Origin of the sequence: Methanoculleus sp. SDB (genome assembly GCA_001412355.1) — an archaeon.
GTDB lineage: Archaea > Halobacteriota > Methanomicrobia > Methanomicrobiales > Methanomicrobiaceae > LKUD01.
On record LKUD01000022.1, the window covers coordinates 1 to 18,240 of the forward strand.

Annotated in this window: 20 protein-coding genes and 1 tRNA gene; 12 read left to right on the forward strand and 9 right to left on the reverse strand. The window is 59.6% G+C overall.

Annotated elements, in window-relative coordinates:
* Positions 1 to 636, forward strand: a 636-nt coding sequence (locus tag APR53_07740; protein KQC05354.1) for a tetrahydromethanopterin S-methyltransferase subunit A, incomplete at its 5' end; no start/stop codon positions are given.
* A gap of 3 nt (positions 637 to 639) precedes the next feature.
* On the forward strand, positions 640 to 1,677 hold the full coding sequence (locus tag APR53_07745) for a tetrahydromethanopterin S-methyltransferase subunit H (GenBank protein ID KQC05355.1): 1,038 nt from the start codon (positions 640 to 642) through the stop codon (positions 1,675 to 1,677).
* Between the two features lie 80 nt (positions 1,678 to 1,757).
* On the opposite strand, the gene APR53_07750 is transcribed toward APR53_07745, so the two are convergent.
* The 4 genes from APR53_07750 to APR53_07765 all read right to left on the reverse strand — a co-directional run bounded on the left by APR53_07750 (position 1,758) and on the right by APR53_07765 (position 4,949).
* Positions 1,758 to 2,264 carry a hypothetical protein gene (locus tag APR53_07750; GenBank protein ID KQC05388.1) on the reverse strand — a complete coding sequence of 169 codons (507 nt, stop codon included), beginning with the start codon at positions 2,262 to 2,264 and terminating at the stop codon, positions 1,758 to 1,760.
* A gap of 160 nt (positions 2,265 to 2,424) precedes the next feature.
* Positions 2,425 to 3,276 carry a nicotinate-nucleotide pyrophosphorylase gene (locus tag APR53_07755; protein ID KQC05356.1) on the reverse strand — a complete coding sequence of 284 codons (852 nt, stop codon included), beginning with the start codon at positions 3,274 to 3,276 and terminating at the stop codon, positions 2,425 to 2,427.
* A 16-nt stretch (positions 3,277 to 3,292) separates the two neighbouring features.
* Positions 3,293 to 4,183: a quinolinate synthase A gene (locus APR53_07760; protein KQC05357.1), complete on the reverse strand. Its 891-nt coding sequence runs from the start codon at positions 4,181 to 4,183 to the stop codon at positions 3,293 to 3,295.
* Positions 4,184 to 4,190: 7 nt separating this feature from the next.
* Positions 4,191 to 4,949, reverse strand: a complete 759-nt coding sequence (locus APR53_07765; protein KQC05358.1) for an aspartate dehydrogenase — start codon at positions 4,947 to 4,949, stop codon at positions 4,191 to 4,193.
* A 376-nt stretch (positions 4,950 to 5,325) separates the two neighbouring features.
* Here APR53_07765 and APR53_07770 point away from each other — a divergent pair, with 376 nt between their 5' ends.
* From APR53_07770 to APR53_07810, 9 genes are read left to right on the forward strand one after another with little or no spacing between them, the layout of a single operon-like run.
* Positions 5,326 to 6,126: a fructose-bisphosphate aldolase gene (locus tag APR53_07770; protein KQC05359.1), complete on the forward strand. Its 801-nt coding sequence runs from the start codon at positions 5,326 to 5,328 to the stop codon at positions 6,124 to 6,126.
* Between the two features lies 1 nt (position 6,127).
* Entirely contained in the window at positions 6,128 to 6,913 is a 786-nt protein-coding gene (locus APR53_07775; GenBank protein KQC05360.1) for a fructose-bisphosphate aldolase, read from the forward strand.
* The gene (locus APR53_07780) at positions 6,910 to 7,896 is read left to right on the forward strand and encodes a 3-dehydroquinate synthase (GenBank protein KQC05361.1); all 987 of its coding nucleotides are present in this window, start codon (positions 6,910 to 6,912) and stop codon (positions 7,894 to 7,896) included. Before APR53_07775 ends, APR53_07780 begins: the two co-directional genes overlap by 4 nt.
* A 6-nt stretch (positions 7,897 to 7,902) precedes the next feature.
* The gene (locus tag APR53_07785; protein KQC05362.1) at positions 7,903 to 8,730 is read left to right on the forward strand and encodes a prephenate dehydrogenase; all 828 of its coding nucleotides are present in this window, start codon (positions 7,903 to 7,905) and stop codon (positions 8,728 to 8,730) included.
* The gene (locus tag APR53_07790; GenBank protein KQC05363.1) at positions 8,727 to 9,521 is read left to right on the forward strand and encodes a hypothetical protein; all 795 of its coding nucleotides are present in this window, start codon (positions 8,727 to 8,729) and stop codon (positions 9,519 to 9,521) included. Before APR53_07785 ends, APR53_07790 begins: the two co-directional genes overlap by 4 nt.
* Positions 9,518 to 10,780, forward strand: a complete 1,263-nt coding sequence (locus APR53_07795; protein KQC05364.1) for a 3-phosphoshikimate 1-carboxyvinyltransferase — start codon at positions 9,518 to 9,520, stop codon at positions 10,778 to 10,780. Before APR53_07790 ends, APR53_07795 begins: the two co-directional genes overlap by 4 nt.
* Positions 10,777 to 12,153 carry a bifunctional riboflavin kinase/FMN adenylyltransferase gene (locus tag APR53_07800; GenBank protein ID KQC05365.1) on the forward strand — a complete coding sequence of 459 codons (1,377 nt, stop codon included), beginning with the start codon at positions 10,777 to 10,779 and terminating at the stop codon, positions 12,151 to 12,153. Before APR53_07795 ends, APR53_07800 begins: the two co-directional genes overlap by 4 nt.
* A 2-nt stretch (positions 12,154 to 12,155) precedes the next feature.
* Entirely contained in the window at positions 12,156 to 13,169 is a 1,014-nt protein-coding gene (locus tag APR53_07805; GenBank protein KQC05366.1) for a chorismate synthase, read from the forward strand.
* The gene (locus APR53_07810) at positions 13,166 to 14,395 is read left to right on the forward strand and encodes a 2-methylthioadenine synthetase (GenBank protein ID KQC05367.1); all 1,230 of its coding nucleotides are present in this window, start codon (positions 13,166 to 13,168) and stop codon (positions 14,393 to 14,395) included. The genes APR53_07805 and APR53_07810 overlap by 4 nt, the downstream gene beginning before the upstream one ends.
* Here the strand turns inward: APR53_07810 and APR53_07815 are convergent.
* From APR53_07815 to APR53_07825, 3 genes are read right to left on the reverse strand one after another with little or no spacing between them, the layout of a single operon-like run.
* On the reverse strand, positions 14,358 to 15,179 hold the full coding sequence (locus tag APR53_07815; protein KQC05368.1) for a hypothetical protein: 822 nt from the start codon (positions 15,177 to 15,179) through the stop codon (positions 14,358 to 14,360). The genes APR53_07810 and APR53_07815 overlap by 38 nt on opposite strands.
* Positions 15,176 to 15,946, reverse strand: coding sequence for an ABC transporter (locus APR53_07820; protein KQC05369.1), 771 nt, complete (start codon positions 15,944 to 15,946; stop codon positions 15,176 to 15,178). Before APR53_07820 ends, APR53_07815 begins: the two co-directional genes overlap by 4 nt.
* A complete protein-coding gene (locus tag APR53_07825; protein KQC05370.1) occupies positions 15,943 to 16,803 on the reverse strand; it encodes a hypothetical protein in 861 nt (286 codons plus the stop codon). The genes APR53_07820 and APR53_07825 overlap by 4 nt, the downstream gene beginning before the upstream one ends.
* Positions 16,804 to 17,040: 237 nt before the next feature.
* Here APR53_07825 and APR53_07830 point away from each other — a divergent pair, with 237 nt between their 5' ends.
* Positions 17,041 to 17,577, forward strand: coding sequence for a hypothetical protein (locus APR53_07830; protein KQC05371.1), 537 nt, complete (start codon positions 17,041 to 17,043; stop codon positions 17,575 to 17,577).
* Between the two features lie 27 nt (positions 17,578 to 17,604).
* Here the strand turns inward: APR53_07830 and APR53_07835 are convergent, their stop codons facing one another.
* Both APR53_07835 and APR53_07840 read right to left on the reverse strand, forming a co-directional pair.
* Positions 17,605 to 18,087, reverse strand: coding sequence for a hypothetical protein (locus APR53_07835; GenBank protein KQC05372.1), 483 nt, complete (start codon positions 18,085 to 18,087; stop codon positions 17,605 to 17,607).
* Between the two features lie 50 nt (positions 18,088 to 18,137).
* Positions 18,138 to 18,210, reverse strand: a tRNA-Ile gene (locus tag APR53_07840).
* Positions 18,211 to 18,240: the final 30 nt, after the last annotated feature.

The following is an 18,240-nucleotide window of genomic DNA, read 5'->3' on the forward strand; positions in this document are numbered from 1 at the left end:
GCAGGCATCTGCGCAGCAGGAGCCGCAATTACGGGTTCCTGCAAGACCGAGAACCTTGGTCTTGAGAAGGTCATCGCAAACGTCATCTCCAACCCGAACATCCGGTTCGTGATCACCTGCGGTACTGAAGTCAAGGGCCACCTGAGCGGTGAGAGTTTCATCGCGCTGCATGCAAACGGCGTGGAAGGCGGCAAGATCGTCGGCACGAAGGGAGCCATTCCGTTCATCGAGAACCTCTCTGCCGATGCGATTGCACGGTTCCAGGAGCAGGTCGAGATCGTCGACATCATGCCAAGCGAGGATATGGGTGCGATCTCCGCCAAGATATCCGAACTTGTCGGAAAAGACCCCGGCGCCTTTGACGCCGATCCGATGGTCGTCGAAGTGAAGGAAGAGGGTGCCGGCGGAGGCGCCGCAATGGCGGCCGGTGCGAACCCGCAGTTCCTTGAGATCGAACGGCGTCTCGACGCGATTGAAGAAAAGATTGAATTCGCCAATGCCGAAATCGCACAGCGCTCCGGCCGGAAGATCGGGCGCGATATCGGTATTCTCTACGGATTGGTGGCAGGGTTAGTAGTTTTCATGATGATCCTGACATTATACGGAAAATTGATGACCTTCATTTTGGGGGCTTGAAACATGTTCAAATTCGAGAAAGAACAGACGGTACACGATTTCAACGGTACCATGCTTGGCGGACAGCCCGGAGAGTACCCGACGGTGCTCGGTGCGTCCATCTTCTATAACAAGCATGAATGTGTGCTGGACGATGAAAAGGGTATTATTGACAAGGACCGTGCGGAAACTCTCTGGAACCGCTGTCAGGAACTGTCTGACGAGACCGGCATCAAACACTTCATTCAGATCATCTCTGAATCTGCAGAAGCGTTTGAGAGCTATTTCTCATGGTTTGACAGCATCGACAACAAGACGGCATTCCTGATGGACTCGTCGTTCCCGCCGGCACTGGCACACGCATGCAAGTACGTGACCGAAGTCGGCCTTGCGGACCGTGCGATCTACAACTCGATCAACGGGTCCATCACGCCCGAGAACATGCAGGCGCTGAAAGAGAGCGACGTAAACGCCGCGATCGTGCTTGCCTTCAACCCGGGCGACCCGACAGTGGTCGGCCGTGAGAAGGTGCTCGTCGAGGGCGGTGTCGCCGGCCAGGAGAAGAGCATGCTCGGCATTGCCGAGGAGTGCGGGATTACCCGCCCCATCCTTGACACGGCCGCAACTCCGCTCGGGCTCGGATCCGGCGGTGCATACCGTGAGATCCTCGCCTGCAAGGCAATCCACGGCCTGCCCACCGGCGGTGCCTACCACAACATGACGGTTTCCTGGACGTGGCTCAAGCGCTGGAAGGGTACGAAAAAGAACCCCTCAAATCTTGCAAAAGGCTACGAGGGCAAAGCGCTCCTTCTTGAGCAGATGTCGCACCACCACCTCGGTGGCATGGACGGCATCATTCAGGCGGCATGGTCCGCCCCCGACATCGGCTGCAACATGATCGCGAGCACCCTCGGTGCCGACCTGATCATGTACGGCCCTATCGAGAACTGCGAAGCAATCATGACCGCCCAGGCATACACGGATATCGTGCTTGCCGAGGCATCGCGTGAGTTTGGCCTCGAGATCAAGTCCGAAGAACACCCGTTCTTCAAACTGGTCTAATTTTTTTTTGGCAGCATCCCGAATCAGGGAGGTGCCGGTACGGTTTCCCGAAAAAGAGGAGCCCGTAAAATCAGGGGACTTCAGTCGGGATTTGCCTGGGATTTTGCTTCAATCCGTTTCAGGGCCGCTTCTACGGCGAACCTGACCTTCTCGTCGGGGTCGTCGTTCAGGAGAGCCAGGAGCGGTTCCCGTGCTTTTATCTCGCCGATTTTTCCAAGGGAAACGGCAGCATTCACCCGTACCCTGCGTTTTTCATCGGAGAGGACGGCAATGAGAGGATCGGTTGCCCGCGGATCGCCGATATTTCCCAGTGCCTCGGCTGCGCCGACCCGGAGCCATTTTTCCGGGCTTTTCAAGCACGTGATCAGGGGTTCAACCGCTTTTACATCCCCGATCTCGCCGAGTGCCCGGGCGGCGAGCCACTGCACGTCGACGTACGGATCCGAAAGGGCTGCAATGAGCGGTTCAACGGCACGCCGGTCGCCGAGGTGGCCGAGGGCTTCCGCAGCCCTCCAGCGGAGGTTCAGAAGTTTGTGCTGAAGGAGACTGATGAGGACGGACACATTCCGCTGGTGCTCGAGTGCCATGATGTCCTGATTTTCAGTGGCAGAGGGATCAGTGGCTGCATCGGCTTCCCGCTCCATATCATTCATTAGCCGAGCATGGCACCTCCCGTTCAATAATCCTTTCGGATTTGGAAACGCTCTGATGAATCGGAACGTCGGTCGTTAAAAGAGGGAACATCCATCAGAGGGAAACGGTCTTCAGGGAACACCGGAGTTCGAGGGAGACGTCAAAATTCCGGACGGTGTGCGTGAGCGCCCCCATGCTGATCACATCCACGTCAAGTGCTGCAAGGGCTGCAAGCCTCCCGGGTTCGATCCCGCCCGAGAGTTCGATGGTGATTCTGTCCCGGAGCCCCCGGTTCACGAGCGCGTCAATAGCCTCACGGATGGCGTCTTCGTCCATATTGTCGAGCATGACGATGTCCGCCCCTGCCCCTGCCGCGGCAACGGCGTCTTCCGGCGTTTCGACCTCTACCTCAATTTTTTTATACGCACTCCATGCACGCGCCCGTGCTATGGCTTCCGTGAGAGACACGAGGGTGAGGTGATTATCCTTGATGAGAATCTGATCGGAGAGTGATGACCGATGCGGGTCCCCTCCGCCCAGCATGATCGCCTTTTTGTCGAATGCGCGCAGACCCGGGCAGGTCTTTCGTGTTCCCGCAATCCGGATCCGTGGATGTTCAGCCCGGACGGCCTCCACGGCGGCGCGGGTGGCGGAGGCGATCCCGCTCATCCGCCCGATCAGGTTCAGTGCGGTCCGTTCCACGAGGAGGATGGCATGCGCACTTCCGTCAAGTTCCATCACGATGTCGCCCTCGTGCACCCAGGTGCCGTCCTTTGCCCGGGAGATCGTCCGCACTCCAAAATAGGCAAACAAGGCTTCGGATTCGGAAATTCCGGCAATGAGGCCCTTTGACTTCGCACGCACGGCAGCCTGGCACGGCGTGTCCGGAACCACCGCCTCGGACGTACAGTCTCCCTGCGGGGCATCCTCCCTGACAAATCCGACCAGCGTTTCAATGGGAATCATGTACAATTCCTCTCAATTACCCGGGCAGAGCAATCATGCGTTCAATCGCTCCCCGGGCACGCTCCATGATATCAGCGGGAAGCGTAACTTCATATTGTTCCGTTTCAAGAGCCCTGATCACATCGGCGAGGGTGGTCTTTTTCATGTCGTGGCAGACAGCGCCGTCCTTTGCATAAAACGTGCGATCGGGGTAGAGTTTTTTCAAGCGCCATGCCATCTCCTTTTCCGTAAAGACGTTCCATATCGGGGCAGACGGCGCCTCCCTGACCATGCCGCCCGTCGAGGCGATGACGTCCGCCGCCGCCTGGATCTCCGCGGGGCACTCGGGATGACAGATTATCCGCCCCCCGCGCCGCCGTGCCTCCCCTACGTCCCCCGGTGTGAATTCGGCATGGACATAGCAGTGGCCGCCGGGAGGAAGGGGGATGATGGTTTTATCCGGCAGGTTTCGCTGGACATACCCCGCCAGGTTTGAATCCGGTCCGAAGAGGATGGTGTCATGGGGGAGCGATTCCACGACACCGACCGCGTTTGCGGATGTGCAGACGATGTCGGCAAACGCCTTGCAGGCCGCCGTACTGTTCACATAGAGCACGACCGCCGCCTCCGGATGTTTTGCCTTCGCTGCAAGGATCATCCCGGGAGTGAGTTGATCAGCGAGCGGGCATCCGGCATCGGGGACCGGCATGATCACTTTCCGGGAAGGATTGAGTATTTTGGCGGTTTCCGCCATAAAAAGGACACCGCAGAAGACGATTAGATCCGCGGTCGTCTCTTTCGCCCGCACCGCGAGCTCAAGGCTGTCGCCCGTAAAGTCCGCCACGTCCTGAACTTCCGGCAACTGATAATTATGAGCCAGGATCACCGCATTTTTCGCTTTTTTCAGGGTGGCTATCTTTTCGTTCATGGCTGTTTCAGGTTCCTATCACGATCGGGTTGTCCAGATTCTTTAAAAGTGTCAGGACAGAAAGTGCGGCAAGATAACTGGTCGCCGGGTTGTCAGGGCTCGGGGTGTTTTTGACCGTGATATGAATCTCCCCGAATTCGCCCTCGGCAATTACTTCGTGCATGTTCCTGTCGATATCGGGATCCACCCAGAGCTCCACATCTGCTTCCCGTCCTGCCGCAAGCTCGAGGGCGACGGCGACGTTGATATTCTTGGGAAAATGGCGTATGCAGTCGTACGCCGTGCCCTTGAAGACGAGCATCTTTCGATGTGCCTCGATGCCGAGTGAGGCCGGGCTTTTCGTCGTTCTCAGAACAAGATTCCTGATCTCGGCGATCTGTCCGATTTTGAGGTTGTCAAGGCCGATAATCGCACCGCTCGGGATGTAAATCCTGCGTCCCGCCCGCCGGGCCGTCTCGGAAAGCTGCTGTTTGAATTCCGGATCTGCAAGCGCACCGACACTGAGGATCACAAGATCCTTTCCGTGCACCAGCACTTCGCCGGCATACCGCCGCACGGCTTCCACCGACGCAGCCTCGACGACCAGATCAAAATCTCCCTCGATAAATGCGGGAAAGTCATGGTATACGGAAGCACCGCACATCTCTCCGATTTCATTCGCCCGTGATTCCACCGTATCATAGACAGCGGCGACCGGAACAATTTCGGTATGCCTGGCGATGACGTGACCGACATTCCCACACCCCAAGAGGCCGATTCTGATCATTGCTAAACAAATAGTGGTTTTCAGTGGTTAAGTATTGTGTTTGAGAGGACGTGCTCCCGCGCGTTTGTCCCGTTTTCACGAGTGCCGGGAGGATACTCCGGGCGAACGCAGCCCATACCTTTTTATTGCTGAACGAGTCATATCTCCTCGAATGTGTGGTGAATGTTTTTTCGCCGGTGAATGTTTTTATTCCCGTTAGCGACGCACCCGCATCTCCGGTTGCAGGATACGAATCTGCATCGTATCGTTTCTTTTATGAAACATTTCGGTATGGAGCCTGGGCTCCGTATCGCCGGTTTTAGAAATTCCCGGTGATGCGGCATACAGGTTTCTGTGCAGTCGCAAACCGGAGATCAGTTTATGGGAGCGTAATTGTATGAATGGAAAAAAAATCCGGATGGAAAGAATCATCAACCGGAACACGGGAAAGACGATCATCGTCCCGATGGACCACGGGGTATCGTCCGGTCCGATAGCCGGGCTGACGGACATGGGAAGAACAGTCGATCTGGTTGCCGAGGGGGGTGCGAATGCCGTACTGGGGCACATGGGGCTGGCACTCTACGGCCATCGCACGCACGGGCGCGATATCGGCCTGATACTTCATCTCTCCGCCAGCACGTCGATTGGGCCCGACCCGAACGACAAGGTGCTCGTGAACACCGTGACAAACGCACTGAAGATGGGTGCGGACGGGGTGTCGGTTCACATCAATATCGGCGCTGATTCGGAGGCACGGATGCTCTCCGATCTCGGGCGAATCGGCGTGGAGTGCATGGAATGGGGGATGCCCCTCCTTGCGATGATGTACCCCCGCGGCAGGGGAATAACCGACGAGCACGCGGTGGTATCCGTGGCGCTCGCCGCCCGCGTCGCTGCGGAACTCGGCGCCGACCTCGTCAAGACCGTCTACACGGGCGACCCCGACAGCTTTCGGGAGGTGACGGGAGGGTGCCCGGTGCCGGTCGTGGTTGCCGGTGGTTCGAAGACCGACGAGCTGCAGACACTCACGCTGATAGAGGGTGCAATGGAGGGCGGCGCAGCCGGCATTTCGATCGGCAGGAATGCGTTCCAGCATCCCGCACCCGACCGGTTCGTCCGGGCTGCCGCACTGATTGTTCACGACGGAAGATCGGCGGAAGAAACAATGGAAATCCTCCGTAGCGGAGGCCCCTGACATGATTGGCAAGGCAATCAGGCTCGAACGCATCATGGACCGGAATACCGGACGTGCCGTGATTATCCCGATGGACCACGGCTTTACGCTCGGCCAGATTGAGGGACTTGGCGATATGCCGTCCATTATCGGTGAGGTGAGTGACGGAGGGGCGAATGCGGTCGTCCTGCACAAGGGCATCGTCGGAAGCGGCCACAGGCGCTACGGCCGTGATATAGGACTGATTGTGCACCTCTCCGCGAGCACGTCCCTCAATCCCGACCCGAACGACAAGGTACTTGTCTGCTCGGTCGAGGAGGCGATCACGCTCGGGGCTGATGCTGTCTCAATCCATATCAATCTCGGTGCCCCGAACGAATCGCGCATGCTTGAAGAAGCGGGGAACATTTCATGGGACTGCAAGCGTTGGGGCATCCCCCTGCTGACGATGATCTACCCGCGGGGAGCGGGCATCGATCCGGCAAGCCCCGCGGCTATCGGCCACTGCGTACGCGTTGGTGAAGAACTCGGTGCAGATCTTATCAAGACCTCGTACACCGGAGATCCTGTCTCGTTCGGCAAGATCGTGAAGGCCTGTTCGGTGCCGGTTTTTGTTGCCGGCGGCGAGAAGGCGGGCGATCTCGCCACCCTCACGGCAATCCGCGATGCGGTCTCTGCCGGGGCGGCCGGTGTCTGCATGGGAAGAAACGCCTTTCAGCGGGACAACACGGCATCGTTTGTCCGGGCGATCTGCAGGGTCGTCCACGACGGCACGGACCCGGAAACGGCGCTGGAGGAAGTCGGATGAAACTCTTCTGGGTGGATTGCCGGCCGTGGAACAAGGCATGTGCGACAACCGCCATCGAGAGCGGGGCCGATGCCGTCGTTGCGGACGATCCTGAACGGGTCCGTGAGCTCGGCCGGGTCAGGGTGGTTGCGGATGGCGGCGATCTGGTCCCCGGCGAAGATGTCTTCTTTGTCGATATCGACGGCGCGGAAGGGCAGGAGCAGGCGCGGGCCTGTGCCGATCGCGGATACGTGGTCGTGCGCACGCGGGACTGGACCGTGATCCCGCTTGAAAACCTCGTCGCCGCTTCCGACCGCATAATCGCGCAGGTATCCTCGGCAGAGGAGGCGGACGTCGCTTTGCAGGTGCTCGAAAAGGGGGTTTCGGGCGTCCTTCTCGCAACCGACTCTCCGACAGAGATTTCCCGCGTGGGCGAACGGGTCCGCAGGACGACGGGCACCGTCCCCCTGTCCACCTTCGAGGTGACACGGATCACACAGACCGGCATGGGTGACCGGGTATGTGTCGATACCTGCAGCCTGCTCGCCGACGGTCAGGGCATGCTCGTCGGGAACACATCCGAAGGTTTCCTCCTTGTTCATGCCGAGACACTTGAAAATCCGTACGTCGCTGCCCGGCCGTTCCGGGTCAACGCCGGAGCGGTGCATGCCTACATCCTTCTCCCGGACGGCCGTACCGCGTACCTCGCCGATCTCCGTGCGGGTGATCCCATGCTGATCGTGGATGCCGGCGGAAAGGCCGCCGAAGCGGTGGTGGGTCGGATCAAGATCGAACGGCGCCCGCTCCTGCTCGTTGAGGCGGTATCGGGAGATGTCAGCGCAGGCCTCGTATTGCAGAACGCGGAGACGATACGGCTCGTGCGGGAAGGCGGCACGGCAGTGTCCGTCGTACAGCTCGCGGTGGGTGATCGGCTCCTCGGCCATATATCCGGGGCCGGACGGCATTTCGGCATGGCCGTCCGCGAGACGATTGTGGAGCGGTGAGGCGTCGTGAGGGTCGGAATTATCGGCGGTACCGGGAGGATGGGGCAGCTTTTTGCCGGAGTCTTCACGCGGGCCGGGCACAGGGTGACGGTCTCGGGGCGGACGACTCGGCTCTCGAACACGGATCTGGCAGCCGATTCGGATCTCATCATCATATCGGTCCCGATCCGGAGTACTCCCGGCGTTATTGCCGAGATCGCCCCTGTTCTCAGGGCCGGACAGGTTCTCGCCGACCTGACATCACTGAAAACCGGCCCGGTACAGGCGATGCTCGCCACACCCGCCGATGTTATCGGCCTGCACCCGATGTTCGGGCCGGGCGTTCTCTCGCTCCGGCATCAGCTGATCGTGGCGGTCCCCGCACGGTGTTCAGGGGACACCCTGAAGTCTGTCCTGTCGGTTTTTGAAGCAGAAGGAGCACGGATTCTCCTCTCAAATCCTGAGACGCATGACCGGATGATGGCGGTGGTGCAGGGGCTTGTCCATTTTGCCACGCTCAGCCTTGCCGACGCGATCCGGCGGTCGGCCGTCGATATCGGCGATGCCCTCTCCTATACAAGCCCCGTCTACCGGATGGAAATGGGGCTCGTGGGACGGATTCTCGGACAGGATCCGGCGCTGTATGGTGCGATACTCCAGGATAATCCCCAGGTGCCGCCGCTTCTCGAGGCATTTTCCGAATCGGTCCGGGAGCTGCGGGAGATCGTGGACTCCGGGGATCAGAATGCATTTGCCGCGTTTTTTAACCGGAATGCCGTGGCGTTTGCAGACTACACTCCGTCGGCAACCCGCGAGACTGACGAACTGATTGCATGCATGGTGAACCGTTCATGAAGCTCGCCACGCTCGGACCGGAAGGGACCATTTCGCATGAAGTCGCGCACCTCATTGCAGGCAACGACGACATTATCCTCCTTCCCTCAATCGCGAAGATATTCGGCTTTGTTCGTGAAGGTGGCGGTGTGGGTCTCGTTCCCCTCGAAAACAGCGAATCGGGAGGAATCGGCGCCACCTTAAACGGTCTCCGGGAGCATCCCGTCTTCATCACCGGCCAGATCACCGTGCCGGTCGGGCACCACTTCGCCGCGGCGGACCCCGGCGGCCCGGTCCGCACGCTCTATGTGCATCCCGAAACGCACGAACAGTGTTCGGCATTCATCGAAAGTCTGGGGATTCCTGTCGTTCACACGGCATCCAACGCGGAGAGCGCACGCTCGGCACATCTCCGGGCGCAGACGGGCGCTATTACAACCCGGACGGCGGCGAAGCACTGGGGTCTCTCCCTCGTCCGCACCGATGTCCAGAACAATGCCCGCAACAGAACGCGGTTCATCAGGATTTCCCGGGAACCGTGCCCCGTCCCCGAATCAGGCACCTGCAGCATCCTCGTCGATCCCTCGGGTGACCGGGTCGGGCTCCTGCACGCGATCCTCGGTGTGTTTGCCGACCGGGGAATCAACCTCAGTCGCATCGAATCACGTCCTTCCACGCGCCGGATGGGAGAATACATCTTCTTCCTTGACGCCGATCTGCACCCGGCATGGCAGGATGCGCTTTCCGCACTGGCCCCGATGGCGCGTGTCAGGGCACTCGGGTGCTACGGGAACCTCGGAGGTATGCCATGAACATCACCGTCGGGAGGGTGCGCGATGTCGATTGCCGGGTGAGCGCCCCCCCGTCCAAGAGCTATTCCCACCGGGCGCTCATTATTGCCGCGATTGCGGAGGGCACCTCCGTATGCGAACGCATTCTTGATGCTGGGGATATCAGAATGACACTCGCGGCTCTTTCCCGCCTCGGGATTTCAGCCAGACCGGAGGAGGATCGTGTTGTCGTTGAAGGATGCGGCGGCAGGCTGCCGGCGGCAGGACCCGTATCACTCGGATGCGGCGAGTCCGGGACCACTCTCCGGCTGTGCACGGGAATTGCCGCTCTCGGGACCGCACCGGTGCTGCTTGACGGAAGCGCCCGGATGCGGGAGCGGCCGGTGGGCCCGCTCGGGGATGCTCTCGCCCTGCTGGGAGCAGGTATCAGGTATGCGGGAACGCCCGGCTACCCGCCCGTTGAAGTGACGGGTCCGCTTTCGGGCGGCACCGCATGCATGGACGGCCGCATCAGCAGCCAGTTCGTGTCTGCCGTCCTCATCGCCTCTCCGGGGGCACAATCGCCAGTCAGCCTTGAACTTTCCGGCAATCCCGTGTCACGCCCGTATATCGACATCACCACGGCAGTCATGGAGGAGTTTGGCATACGGGTTGTCCGCGAGGGATATCGGTCTTTTTCCGTCTCCCCCAGGCGTTATACCGCACGGCGGTATGTGATCGAGGGAGACTGGTCTTCGGCTTCGTATTTCTTCGCGATTGCCGCCGTATCGGGCGGGAGGATGACCGTGGAGCGACTGAATTCCACATCCCCCCAGGGTGACCGGATCTTTATCGATGCGCTCTCCCGCATGGGATGCAGGGTGTCGGCGGGGGGAGACAGCGTCACCGTCGAGCGCACCGGCCCCCTTCGCGGCATCGAGATCGACATGTCCTCGTCTCCCGACACGGTACAGACACTGGCCGCGGTCGCCGCACATGCCGACACACCAACGCGCATTTCCGGGATCGGTCACCTCCGGTACAAAGAGAGCGACCGGATCGCGGCAACGGCCGCGATGCTCCGTGCCTGCGGCGCGGCTGTTGAGGCGGGCCCTGACGTCCTCGTTATCCACCCCCGGCCCCTTCACGGGGCTGTCATCGACCCGGGACGGGATCACCGGACCGCCATGGCCGCAGCGGTCCTCGGCTACGGCACGGGGGATGTGACGATCCGGGATGCGGAATGCACGGACAAATCGTTTCCGGGATTCTGGAAGTCGCTCCGGGAGGCGGGGCTATGATGCGGATCGTGCTCGTCGGATATCGCGGCAGCGGCAAGACAACCGTGGGTACCCTGCTTGCCGGCGCGCTCGGCATCCCGTTCATTGACACGGACGCACTCATCGAGGAGCGGGCGGGAATGTCCATCCCCGAAATTTTCAGGAGTGGCGAAGAGAATTTTCGTATGCTGGAGCGTTCGGTAATCGCCTCTCTTGCCGGACAGGGAGGAGTTATCAGCACCGGAGGCGGCGCGGTTACCGATCCCGTAAATGTCGCCCTGCTCCGGCACGGCGGACCGGTTGTCTTTCTCTTCGCTCCCGCCGATGTGCTCGGGAACCGTATCCGCGGCAGTACACGGCCGGCACTGACGCCTCTCCCTCCCGATGAAGAGATCCGGACAGTGCTTCTCAAGCGGATGCCCGCATATGTCGGGGCGTCCGATTGCTGCATCGATACGGAAGCCATCGATCCCGGTGAAGTGTGCCGGAGGGTGCGGCAGGCGGTCGCCGGCGGGACCGTCCCGGAGACGGACCGCTCCGACGGCTTTGCATTCCTCAAAAAGACACCGTTGCCGCCTGAAGAGCTGGAAGGGCTTAAAAAATTTCTGGATGAGCAGACACGGGCAGATATGCGCCTCTGTGCAGTTATCGGCAACCCGTGCCTTCACAGTAAAAGTCCTGCCCTCTTCAATCACCTTTTTTCCCGTTCAGGTCTGAAGTACTGGTACACGCGGATCCAGTGGCCCTCTCTCGGTCCGGTTATGGACTGCGCACGAGCTCTCGACATCAAGGGTCTCTCCGTCACAATTCCCTTTAAAAGTGCCGTAATGCCGTACCTCTCGGATATCGACCGTCATGCGGCGGCGATAGGGGCGGTCAATACGGTGGTCCGGTGCGGGGATCGCGCATACGGGTACAATACCGACTGGCTCGGGGTGCGACAACCGCTTCAGGGAATGGAGCCCTGCAGCGCCGTCGTGCTCGGTGCCGGAGGTGCCGCGGCGGCGGCGGCCTACGCGCTCGGGGACCTCGGAATGGATACAACCATCCTCGCCCGGAATCCCGGCGCGGCGGAAGCGCTTGCGCAGCGTTTCGGTGCCGGCTCGGGCCCCCTCACGGACTTTGACCGGATCGATCCCGATCTCGTCATCAACGCAACACCGGTCGGAATGGGTGACGGCAAGAGCGTCCTTGAAGAACACTGGCTTCGCCCGGGGATGACGGTCTTCGATCTGGTCTACACCCCGCCGGAGACTCCTCTTCTCCGGTTAGCACGCCGGCACGGGTGCCGGTGCATCGGGGGGCGGGAGATGTTCGTGGCGCAGGCATCCGCCCAGTTCCGCCTCTTCACGGGGATCCGTGCAGATCCCGGCCTTATCAGGGAAGTGATATGACAATGAACACATTCGGAAAGAACTTCCGGTGCACCACATTCGGCGAGAGTCACGGGCCGGCGCTCGGGGCTGTCGTCGACGGGTGCCCGCCCGGCATCGCATTTTCCGAAGACGATATCCGGCCGCTGCTCGACCGAAGGCGTCCCGGAACAGGCCCCCGTGTCTCTTCCCGGCAGGAGTCCGATGAGCCTCTCATCCTCTCCGGTATCTTTGACGGCGTGACAACCGGAACGCCGGTGGCAATAGTCGTCTACAACCGCGACCAGCGAAGCGGTGACTATGATGCCCTCAGGGATATCTACCGTCCGGGCCACGCGGATTTTACCTACCGGAAAAAATACGGGATTCGCGATTATCGGGGAGGTGGCCGGAGTTCAGGCAGGGAAACGGTCGCACGGGTGTGTGCCGGTGCGCTTGCAATGAAGCTTCTGGCACAGCGATCCATACTTGTACACGGGCGTGCGCATGAAATCCATGGCGCCACAACGGAAGAAGGCATGGAGGAGGAGATCCGGCAGGCACAGGGGGCGGAGGATTCCGTGGGCGGGATCATCGAAATCACCGCATCCGGGTGCCCGGCAGGACTCGGCGATCCGGTCTTCGGAAAACTCGACGCCCGCATCGCAGCAGCCATGATGAGTATCGGAGCAGTGAAGGGCGTTGAGATCGGGGACGGCTTTGCCGCCGCCCGAATGCACGGGAGCGAACACAATGATGAAATGGGACCGGGGGGGTTTCTGACAAATCACTGCGGCGGTATTCTCGGCGGAATAAGCACCGGTACCGATATCATCGTGCGCATTGCCGTCAAACCCACGCCGTCCATTGCCCGTTCCCAGCGTACCATCGACACCGAAGGGAGGGAAACCGTCATTTCGGTGACGGGGCGCCATGATCCCTGCATCGTGCCCCGGGCAATCCCGGTTGCGGAGAGCATGCTGGCACTTGTCCTTGCCGATGCCGTGCTCGAGCAGGAGAAAAACCGCATGTTTTCACAGACACGGGTACCGCGATGAACCGTCTCAGGAATGCGACCGTCTGCGCCGAGAGCTACGGCTGCACGTACAACCACGCGGATACGGAGAAACTCCTCCTGTTCGCCGAATCGCGGGGGTGCCGGCGGGTTTCCGCAGACGAGGCGGATATCATCATCATCAATACCTGCACCGTAGTGGAATCAACCGAACGCGCCATGCTCCGGCGGATCCGTGCCTGTGCCGATCGCACCTGTATTGTGACCGGATGCATGCCGCTCGTGCAGATGGAGGCAATCCGGGACGCTGCTCCGTCGGTCGGCGTGATTGTTCCCGCTGAGATCACCCGGGCGTGCGGACGCGTCGGGGCGCTTATCCAGCCCGGCATCGGGGCGCTCCAGGTCGCATCGGGGTGTCTCGGCCGGTGCTCCTACTGCATCACCCGGCATGCCCGGGGGTGCCTCGCGAGCAATCCGCCGGAAATAATCACTCTGGAGGCGGAGCGGCTCATTTCGGAAGGAGCATCGGAAATTCAGCTGACGGGTCAGGACGTATCGTCCTATGGCCGGGATATCGGGACAAATCTTCCTGGGCTTCTCGGTTTACTCTGCGACCTGCCCGGCGATTTCCGGATTCGGGTCGGCATGATGAACCCGGCAACCCTCCTCCCGGTGCTCGAGGATCTCGTTGCCGCGTTCCGGCACGAAAAGGTGTTCGGGTTTGCCCACCTCCCCGTCCAGTCGGGGTCGGATGCGGTGCTTGCCGCCATGCAACGCGGGTATCGTGCGGAGGATTTCTGCCGTATCGTTGAGATATTCCGGGCTGCACTCCCCGGCATCCGGATTTCAACCGATTTCATCGTGGGCTTTCCGACCGAAACCGATGCGGACTTTGCCGCTTCCCGCGATCTTCTGACACGGACACGGCCGACAAAGGTGAATATCACCCGGTATTCACGCCGACCCGGCACCGATGCCGGAGCGTTGCGTGATCTGCCCGAGAGGATCCGGAAGGAGCGATCACGGGCACTCACCAAAACGGCAAACTCGGTCTGTGACCGGGCGGGGGATCGGATGATCGGGCACGAACTGGACGTTTTTGTAACGGAAAAAAAAGTGCCCGGCACCTGCGTCGCGCGTGACGGTTTTTATAACAACATCGTCATCCGCGAGGATCTGCCGATCGGCAGCCGCTGCCGTGTCGCCATCACGGAGCACCGCCGCCACTACCTTATCGGGACACGCCTGCCGGCTTCCTCGCGAGCCTGACTGCCGCAGTGGAAATTCCGTATGCGACGGCTCCGATCAGGATGATCCCTGCTCCGGACGGGACGTTTGCGAGTACGGAAACCCAGATGCCCGCAAACGTAAACACAATCCCGAGGAGTGTTGCGAGTGCCATAATCCGGTGCATGCTGGTCAGATGCTGCCGTGCGATGGCTGCGGGAATTGTCAGAAGAGCGATGGTGAGGATCACGCCCACGATACGGATGAGCATGACGACCGTGAGTGCGATGAGACAGAGCAGCAGCAGATAGACGCGGTCAACAGGGATGTTCATGATAGACGCGAACTCTTCGTCGAAGGTGATTGCGAGAAACTCATTGTAGAGGAGGTACACGAGACCGATGATGACGGCATTGAGCACCACCATCAGTACAAGATCCTGTGTCGGTACGAAGAGGATATTTCCGAAGAGGTAGCTCAGGAGATCGGGTGCGTATCCGGGAGCCTGCGAAATGAACAGGACGCCCATCGCCATGCCTGTTGCCCACATGGCGGCAATCACCGTATCCTCTTCCTCTCCCTGCCTGCTGGCGATGCCGATGCCGAGCGCCGAGGCGAGGCTGAAGGCAATGGCACCGAGAAGGGGTTCGAAGCCCAGCAGGTAACCGAGACCGATGCCGCCGAATGCGGAATGTGATATCCCTCCGCTGATGAAAGAGATTTTTTTCACGACGACGTACGTGCCGATGATCCCGCAGGCGATGCTTGCAAGGAATCCTGCGATGAGGGCATGCTGGAAGAATTCATACCCGATGATCTCTATCACTGTTTCCCTCCCCCGTCATGATCGGCCAGCACGCGATGGGGAATCCCGTGGGCGATCAGCTCAATCGGGCACTGGTAGGTTTCGGCTAGCATCGATCCCGTAATCTCCCCGGAATCGTGGGTGAACAGGCGGCGGTTCAGGCAGGCAACCCGGTCGACATGTGTGGATATCGCACCGATATCATGCGACACGACCACGATCGCCATGTGTTCGTGCAGTTCCTTGAGAATACCGAAAAAATGCTCCTCAGTTCTCACATCGATATGGTTCGTCGGTTCGTCGAGGAGGAGCACTTCCGGTTCGGAAGCAAGCGCCCGTGCGAGAATTACCTTCTGCTGCTGCCCGCCGGACATGCTGTCAACCTGCCGGCCGGCGAGGTCGGCTATCCCCATCGCGTGCAGCGCGTCGATGGCAATCTCACGATCACGACGCGAATATTTACGAAACGGACCGCGTATATGGCCGAGGCGCCCCATCAGCACGATATCGAGAACGCGGACAGGAAAATTGAAGTCGAAGGTGCGGTACTGCGGTACGTACCCAATCGACATCCTGTACTCACGGGGCGCTCCGCCCTTTATCGTCACCCGTCCGCTGTCCGGCATCAGCAGACCGAGCATGACTTTAAGAAGGGTTGTCTTCCCTCCGCCGTTGGGCCCGATAATCCCGAGGAAGTCATGTTCGAAGACATCCAGGCTTACATCCTCCAGTACCGGCGTGCCGCCGTAGGCGAAACTGACATGGTCGAGAGAGATGATGGGTCTCATGAGGCACCTTCCCCCGCGAGAGTCCGCGCCAGAAAGAGCAGGGTTCCCGCATAGTCCTCTGATAGCGGATCAACGTCGACGACTGATGCATTCACCTGGCGGGCGATCGCATCGACAGGCTGCCGGGAAAACTGCGGGTTCGCCAGAATCACGTGTATCTGTTCCCGTCGGGCAAGGTCGATCACCTCGGCGATGTGCCCGGGACCCGGCTCCTTGCCTTCCTCCTCGATTGCAACCTGAACGAGCCCGTATTCCCGTGCGAAATATCCCCAGGACGGATGGAAGACGATAAATGTCCTCCCGGTAATGTGAGCGGTCAGGCTGCGTAGTTCCGCGTCAAGGGAGACGAGCTCTTTTTCGTAGTCCGAGGCATTCGTACGGAAATTTTCAGCGTATTCCGGATCGGCCCCGGCAAGGGCCTCAGCCGTTGTCCTGACCATGCGCACCGCGTTGACGGGAGACGTCCAGACATGGGGATCGTGGTCGATAAGGTCAATCCCCGCGGAGGTGTTGACGATCCGCATGGCAGGATTCGCGGCTGCAAGACGCGGCACGTAGATCTGTTCGAACGGCAGCCCTGAACCGACCATACAGTAGATGCCTGCCCGGGAGAGCGCCGTGAGCTGGTCCGCAGTGGGTTCGTAGGTCGCGGGGTTTGCCCCCGGCGGAATCAGGACAATCACCTCCGCACGGTCTCCCGCAATGGCATGGACGAATTCTGCCTGCGGCAGGATCGAGACCGCCACCACGACTCCTCCCCGGTCTCCCGGACGAGCGGTTTCCGAGAGGCAGCCGGCTGCAAGGATGATGAAAGCGAGGATGACGGCGAGGATCCGCCGGGAACCGGTATATTGCATGAAAATCACCATTCCGGTACCGGGAACGATCGTGAACACCGGATTTTTCACGATGCGCTGCCATGATATACCGCTGATCGCGTAATGTTTTTCATCAATATAAGCAATGCCTTTCCTGTCCGGGCGCCCCGCCGGTGTTTGAGAGAAAGGGAAAGGACTAATAGTGCGTAATCCCCAGATTTGAATCCTGATGCAGGGAATTAAAGGGGCCCGACACCCCCCTTACAGGAGATGACCATGGACGAAATTGAACAGGGTTTTTCTGCTATCGTGGAAAAAATTGAAAAGCTCAAAAAGGATGGAACAGCACTCGCCGCTGATGTAAAGAAGAACGATGCGGCGCTCCTTGGACGGATGGCCGAAATTGCCTCGCCTCTCATCCCTGAAATCGGGCTAAGTATGCTGGTTCGGGGGAAACAGGACGGAAAGGGAGAAATTTATGATGCCGAGTACATGAGCGAAAAGATGATCATGCTCGGCAAGACCGATCCCATCGACTTCAGGCCGGATGACCCGAAGAAGCGCGTCGAGAGCCAGTACTGCATTCTATCGGAGAAGGGGAAATTTTTTGAACTGATGTACAGTTCCGATAATTTCATCATCGACAGTTACCTCGGCCCCCTGAGCACCGAAGACGTACTCGAACTCTACGGGTATGACGTCATGTATCTCCTGTACCGGGCGCTGCATGACTTCCTGAAAAAGCAGGACGAGCTCGTAAAAGCGCTCGAAATCACGCTCGAGTTCGTATTCAATCAACCGGAAAACCGGTAAAATCTGTTTTTTTCCGGAAAAACCGGATTATTCCTTTTTCCACTCGAACATCGGAAACATGGGTTTTAAAAGATCTTCTTCTTTGTCAACCGGGTGGAGTGCCGAGAGCGGTTTTGTCTCCGAAAAACTGCGGCCGTTCGGGCTTCGGTAGGTGATTGCCGCCTTCGCTTCCCCGATCATGGAAGGGAGGGCGAACTCATAGGACTCTCCCGGGGGCAGCGGCGGGACATCAAACTCGATGTTCAGCGGCACAAGCGCAACATGCATGTCCCGTGCTTCGGCGTCGCCCCTGTTCCTGACGACGACAGCCTTTGCATCTTCCCGGAGAAAGCAGGTAACCTCGGGCCGTGCTGCCAGCTTTCCGCCCGATTCGAGGATGGCGAGGCTCATGATGAGTGCCACGGCAATCAGCATGACGATCCCTGCATAAAATACTCCTTCGGTGAGCAGAAGCAGTGGGATAGAAATGATTATGGCAAGGATGAGCACGATCTTCTGGTTTTTCTGCATGTACAGAGATTGGAGTATGGGCATATAAGCATTAAGAAAAACAGAGAAAGTGGGCCCGATGCGATTCGAACGCACGACCTCCCGGTTATCAGCCGGGTGCACCACCAGCTATGCTACGGGCCCTGTGAATCACCCTGATTACCTTACTAAATA

Excerpts from the sequence above, each read along its gene's own strand:
- APR53_07830 (KQC05371.1), top strand. The coding sequence starts at position 17,041 with ATGGACGAAATTGAACAGGGTTTTTCTGCTATCGTGGAAAAAATTGAA.
- APR53_07775 (KQC05360.1), top strand. The coding sequence starts at position 6,128 with ATGATTGGCAAGGCAATCAGGCTCGAACGCATCATGGACCGGAATACC.
- APR53_07795 (KQC05364.1), top strand. The coding sequence starts at position 9,518 with ATGAACATCACCGTCGGGAGGGTGCGCGATGTCGATTGCCGGGTGAGC.
- APR53_07805 (KQC05366.1), top strand. The coding sequence starts at position 12,156 with ATGAACACATTCGGAAAGAACTTCCGGTGCACCACATTCGGCGAGAGT.
- APR53_07820 (KQC05369.1), bottom strand. The coding sequence starts at position 15,946 with ATGAGACCCATCATCTCTCTCGACCATGTCAGTTTCGCCTACGGCGGC.
- APR53_07780 (KQC05361.1), top strand. The coding sequence starts at position 6,910 with ATGAAACTCTTCTGGGTGGATTGCCGGCCGTGGAACAAGGCATGTGCG.
- APR53_07765 (KQC05358.1), bottom strand. The coding sequence starts at position 4,949 with ATGATCAGAATCGGCCTCTTGGGGTGTGGGAATGTCGGTCACGTCATC.
- APR53_07750 (KQC05388.1), bottom strand. The coding sequence starts at position 2,264 with ATGGCACTCGAGCACCAGCGGAATGTGTCCGTCCTCATCAGTCTCCTT.
- APR53_07800 (KQC05365.1), top strand. The coding sequence starts at position 10,777 with ATGATGCGGATCGTGCTCGTCGGATATCGCGGCAGCGGCAAGACAACC.
- APR53_07810 (KQC05367.1), top strand. The coding sequence starts at position 13,166 with ATGAACCGTCTCAGGAATGCGACCGTCTGCGCCGAGAGCTACGGCTGC.
- APR53_07755 (KQC05356.1), bottom strand. The coding sequence starts at position 3,276 with ATGATTCCCATTGAAACGCTGGTCGGATTTGTCAGGGAGGATGCCCCG.
- APR53_07825 (KQC05370.1), bottom strand. The coding sequence starts at position 16,803 with ATGCAATATACCGGTTCCCGGCGGATCCTCGCCGTCATCCTCGCTTTC.
- APR53_07835 (KQC05372.1), bottom strand. The coding sequence starts at position 18,087 with ATGCAGAAAAACCAGAAGATCGTGCTCATCCTTGCCATAATCATTTCT.
- APR53_07790 (KQC05363.1), top strand. The coding sequence starts at position 8,727 with ATGAAGCTCGCCACGCTCGGACCGGAAGGGACCATTTCGCATGAAGTC.
- APR53_07745 (KQC05355.1), top strand. The coding sequence starts at position 640 with ATGTTCAAATTCGAGAAAGAACAGACGGTACACGATTTCAACGGTACC.
- APR53_07770 (KQC05359.1), top strand. The coding sequence starts at position 5,326 with ATGAATGGAAAAAAAATCCGGATGGAAAGAATCATCAACCGGAACACG.
- APR53_07760 (KQC05357.1), bottom strand. The coding sequence starts at position 4,183 with ATGAACGAAAAGATAGCCACCCTGAAAAAAGCGAAAAATGCGGTGATC.